This window comes from Gilliamella sp. App4-10 (assembly GCF_001690495.1).
Taxonomy (GTDB): Bacteria; Pseudomonadota; Gammaproteobacteria; order Enterobacterales; family Orbaceae; genus Gilliamella; species Gilliamella apicola_G.
In genome coordinates this window covers 1-4878 of record NZ_LZGS01000030.1, presented here as the reverse complement: position 1 = coordinate 4878, position 4878 = coordinate 1, and the positions used below count along the sequence as shown (strand labels likewise).

Sequence of the window (4878 nt, the reverse complement as noted above, 5' to 3'; positions counted from 1 at the left end):
GGTATAGCTAAACAGGTCAAACTACTGGAAAAAGAAGCAGCATCGGATACGACAGTGGGTAAACCGTATGCAAAGAGCAAAATCAATATAATGAGTCAAGATGTGAAGGTGGCTTGGTTACAAATTGAAATACAGTCATCAGAAACTGAGATAAAGACATTATGGATAAAAAATGAAGCGGCTATTGCCAAAGTAGCCAAACCCAATGGGGAGTTGTCTTTAGCTGAAAACACGGCGGCTTGGACTAAGCATCCTTTACAAGCGAGTAATATACCCAGTAGCACACTGATTGTGGGCACGGCATTACGGGTTGAGATGAATGATGCAAAGTTATCACTAAGCGACAATCGAGCAATAGATGCCCAAGGTAACTTGTGGTTAAAAGTCGATGTACTTGATGATAAAAACCGAAAAAGAAGTGGTTGGGTGTTAGTGAATGGTGAAGGTGCTAAGCGGGTCAGTTGTTGGGATTGGTTTGATTTTATGCAGATAAAAGAAACGTCCACATTAAAAGAAATCTACCTTGACGCAGACAAATCGTTAAAACGTAATAAAGACAACCATGCATTATCGCAATATAAACCAACAATAAAAGAAACATTATCTATTCTTGATAAGCAATACCCTGTTGAAACAAAAATATATACCAGTATAAAAGAAGCAAGTTTTAAAGGTATTGCAGATAAACCGATGTTATTTACGGCATTAAGTCGCTTATTAGTCAATTACGAAAGCGAATGGTATAGTGAAATTGATGCTGAAGGCAAAATGCCGAAATGGGAAGCGTTAAACAGCGAAATGACGGAAAATGCTAAAAATATATTAGCGTATTTACAAACAGGTGACGAAGCAAAATTAGATGCATATTTAAGCCGTGTAGGTAAAGCAAAGGACTCCCCTGAAGCGAAAGGGTTTGAAACACTAAGACGAGAAATAAGCCGTTTTCCTGCTGATTATCAACAATCACCATCGGAAAAGTTGACTAAAGCGCAGTTTGAATCTTATGCCAAAATGGCAGCATTAGAAAAACAAGTAACAGCTTGGGAAAAGACCAAAGAGAAGATAAAAAAGATGTTATGGTGGGATGATGTGGCTAAAGGCTTATCGAAGTTAAACCAACAAAACGACACGCCCCCAGAAAATGGCGAGACAACGGATACCACAACTCCCCCTGCAGATACCACCCCACCAGCCACGCTTAGCGCTGATGGCAAGGCGTGGTTTATTCATCCTGTAGCGATGATAATCTTGTTTTATAAAAAAGTTAATAATAAATTAAAAACATCACAAGCAGGATTGAATTTTATTTATTTAGCAGAAGCTCGAAAAAATGTTTCTAATAAGTTGCACTGGCCGGGAACAGGAAGTGGTATTACTTTAGGTCCTGGATATGATATGAAAGAAAGAAGTTCAGAAAATATTTTGAATGATCTTTTAGATATAGGTATTTCATCCGATATAGCTCAAAAAGTTTCTAATGCTGCTGGTTTAAAAAAAGAAACAGAGATTAATTCTTTTATAACTGAAAATAAAGATGTTATCTCATTAACAGAGGAACAAGAAAAATTATTATTAAAAAAAATAATTCCCGACTATGAAAATAGAGTTGATAAAACTATAAAAATTAATTTGAATCAACATGAATATGATGCTTTAGTTTCTTTTGTCTACAATATTGGATCAATTAAGAGTGATAGTAATTTAGCAAAATATATCAATGAAGGTAAAAAGAAAGAAGCTATGGATGTTTTAGAGCAGTACAATAAATCTGGAGGTAAAGTTTTAGATGGTTTAAAAAAAAGAAGAGAAAAAGAACGAGAAATATTTGAAAAAGGCATATATGCGACTAAAATTTATTAAGGAAGAAAATATGTTTCGTATTTTTTTTATACTAGTTATTCTACTTTTTTCATTCTCAATAAAAGCAAATTTAAATGATAATTGGGTTGTATCTAAAGTATATATTAGTGATACTGTGTACACAAAAAAAGTATCTTATGATGATCCAATTTATCTTAATAGAATATTTCAATGGAAAGAAAATGTTATTAAAACAAATATATATTCTGGTGATCAGATAGAAACTTGTTTAAGTTATAATATAAATAAATTTGTTGTCAATTTTGACGACATCCTGAATAGGAAAATGGCAAAAAATAATAATGAAATATTAACAACTAAATCTTTTGACATCAATATAAAACAATCAATAAACCAGATAGATATTTTTTGTCCTAATATCAATAGAACGTGGACACTTTTCGAAAAAAATGCTAACGAGTATTTAATAATAAATACATATGATTCAATTTTAGAAATAAAGAGAATAAAACATCAGAATATTGAACCGAGTTTTTCTTGTTCAATAGCTAGAAAATCATCTGAAAAACTGATCTGTCAAAATATTTATCTTTCAGGATTGGACAGAAGTATTCATGACATTTACTACAATATAAAAAAATATTATGACTACAATAATGATCAGAAAGATTTTGAAGAAATTTATAATAATCAAAGAAAATTTATTCAAAAAAGAGAGCTATGTAAGGATGAAAATTGTTTAATGGATATTATGTATCAACATGCTAGAGAATTACATGAATATATGCCATTAGTTACACCTTACTAGTTGAAAATTTAATCATGGCAATATTCAAGATGTTATTACTAATCCTGATTTACTTACAAGTTCTATTCAATATGCTATTGAATCAGCTTTTGTTTATTGGACTACTAAGATTGGAAAAATAAACAACCAAAATATTCTTTTGTCACAATTAGCAAAAATAGGCACAGTTCAACAAGTGACACACATTATTAATGGTGGTCAAAATGGGTATGAGGATCGGAAAACACGTTTTAATAGGATTGCATCAATCATTGAAATAGAGCAGGAAAGATAAATTATGAAGAAGTTTATTATATTACTAATTAGCCTAACATCTTTTATTATTTTTCCAATACAAGCTAAAGAATCGAAAAATCGTATTGAACATGGTCCTTTTAACTTATCATGGTGTCATAACGGACAATTCTATTTTGAACGAACGACTGATTTAGATTACCCAATAAATTTTGTATTAGTATGTGGAAATAATAAAAGAATTATTGATCGTTACTATGTAGAAGGTGCAGATCTTATTTATTCCTCAAAAAATGAAAAACAAATTAATATGGAAGTTATATCTACTTTCTTTCATAAAATTAATGAAGAAAAATTCTTATTTGTTATGATTAAAAGGCATGGAACACATACAGGAGGCGGGATTAATACTGATGATTACACTATTTATCCATATAAATACAATAGAAAACATATTATAGCATCTGCTAGAGATTTCGCTGATAATAATTTTTGGGGAGTTGAAGGGCAACTAGAATGGAAAGAAGTTCATTTCGAATATAAAACAGCAGATGAGGTAAAAAAATATCTTGATAAAACTTATAACAATAAATAAGAAGAATTTAACATTTTCTTATATAAATTTGGTTAGGCAAGTGTAGCTATCTCCTAAAATAGTACAGCCAAAAAGTAGAAAATTCTCTACGATAAAAGTAAAAGAGGATTGGAATATGAAAAAGATGACAAATAGTATTGATATTAAAAAAGAAGCAGAAGCTAGCGTTCCTGTTAAAGAGCTTTGACGAATCGGATTAAAGCGGGTGATTTAGTGGGGCATATAGGTCATAACCAAAATAAAGGTATTACTAAAAAAACCGATAAAGATGGTAAGTATATTGATATAGACACTTTGCCAGAAGGGTCAAAAGATAAAGAATTCTGCCCTCATTTACATGTTGAATGTTTCACCTGTGAAGATTTACCAAGTTATATTACTCAAACGCAAGCAGAAGCGAGTAAAATCCCAGAGGAAGATAAAGCCTTTTTAGGTATAGCTAAACAGGTCAAACTACTGGAAAAAGAAGCAGCATCGGATACGACAGTGGGTAAACCGTATGCAAAGAGCAAAATCAATATAATGAGTCAAGATGTGAAGGTGGCTTGGTTACAAATTGAAATACAGTCATCAGAAACTGAGATAAAGACATTATGGATAAAAAATGAAGCGGCTATTGCCAAAGTAGCCAAACCCAATGGGGAGTTGTCTTTAGCTGAAAACACGGCGGCTTGGACTAAGCATCCTTTACAAGCGAGTAATATACCCAGTAGCACACTGATTGTGGGCACGGCATTACGGGTTGAGATGAATGATGCAAAGTTATCACTAAGCGACAATCGAGCAATAGATGCCCAAGGTAACTTGTGGTTAAAAGTCGATGTACTTGATGATAAAAACCGAAAAAGAAGTGGTTGGGTGTTAGTGAATGGTGAAGGTGCTAAGCGGGTCAGTTGTTGGGATTGGTTTGATTTTATGCAGATAAAAGAAACGTCCACATTAAAAGAAATCTACCTTGACGCAGACAAATCGTTAAAACGTAATAAAGACAACCATGCATTATCGCAATATAAACCAACAATAAAAGAAACATTATCTATTCTTGATAAGCAATACCCTGTTGAAACAAAAATATATACCAGTATAAAAGAAGCAAGTTTTAAAGGTATTGCAGATAAACCGATGTTATTTACGGCATTAAGTCGCTTATTAGTCAATTACGAAAGCGAATGGTATAGTGAAATTGATGCTGAAGGCAAAATGCCGAAATGGGAAGCGTTAAACAGCGAAATGACGGAAAATGCTAAAAATATATTAGCGTATTTACAAACAGGTGACGAAGCAAAATTAGATGCATATTTAAGCCGTGTAGGTAAAGCAAAGGACTCCCCTGAAGCGAAAGGGTTTGAAACACTAAGACGAGAAATAAGCCGTTTTCCTGCTGATTATCAACAATCACCATCGGAAAAGTTGACTAAAG

The 4878-nt window shown here is 32.5% G+C and carries 4 protein-coding genes; all 4 read left to right on the top strand.

Translation table 11 applies throughout. From position 1 onward, the window contains the following. The coding region (locus A9G23_RS04625; RefSeq protein WP_176700599.1) for a glycoside hydrolase family protein at positions 1 to 1860 on the top strand (1860 nt) is incomplete at its 5' end. A gap of 10 nt (positions 1861 to 1870) precedes the next feature. After that, positions 1871 to 2629: a hypothetical protein gene (locus tag A9G23_RS04620; RefSeq protein WP_141669939.1), complete on the top strand. Its 759-nt coding sequence runs from the start codon at positions 1871 to 1873 to the stop codon at positions 2627 to 2629. Between the two features lie 277 nt (positions 2630 to 2906). Further along, positions 2907 to 3458 carry a hypothetical protein gene (locus A9G23_RS04615; RefSeq protein WP_065586505.1) on the top strand — a complete coding sequence of 184 codons (552 nt, stop codon included), beginning with the start codon at positions 2907 to 2909 and terminating at the stop codon, positions 3456 to 3458. Between the two features lie 183 nt (positions 3459 to 3641). Continuing rightward, on the top strand, positions 3642 to 4878 hold a 1237-nt coding region (locus A9G23_RS04610; protein ID WP_141674915.1), incomplete at its 3' end, for a hypothetical protein.

Excerpts from the sequence above, each read along its gene's own strand:
- A9G23_RS04620 (WP_141669939.1), top strand. The coding sequence starts at position 1,871 with ATGTTTCGTATTTTTTTTATACTAGTTATTCTACTTTTTTCATTCTCA.
- A9G23_RS04615 (WP_065586505.1), top strand. The coding sequence starts at position 2,907 with ATGAAGAAGTTTATTATATTACTAATTAGCCTAACATCTTTTATTATT.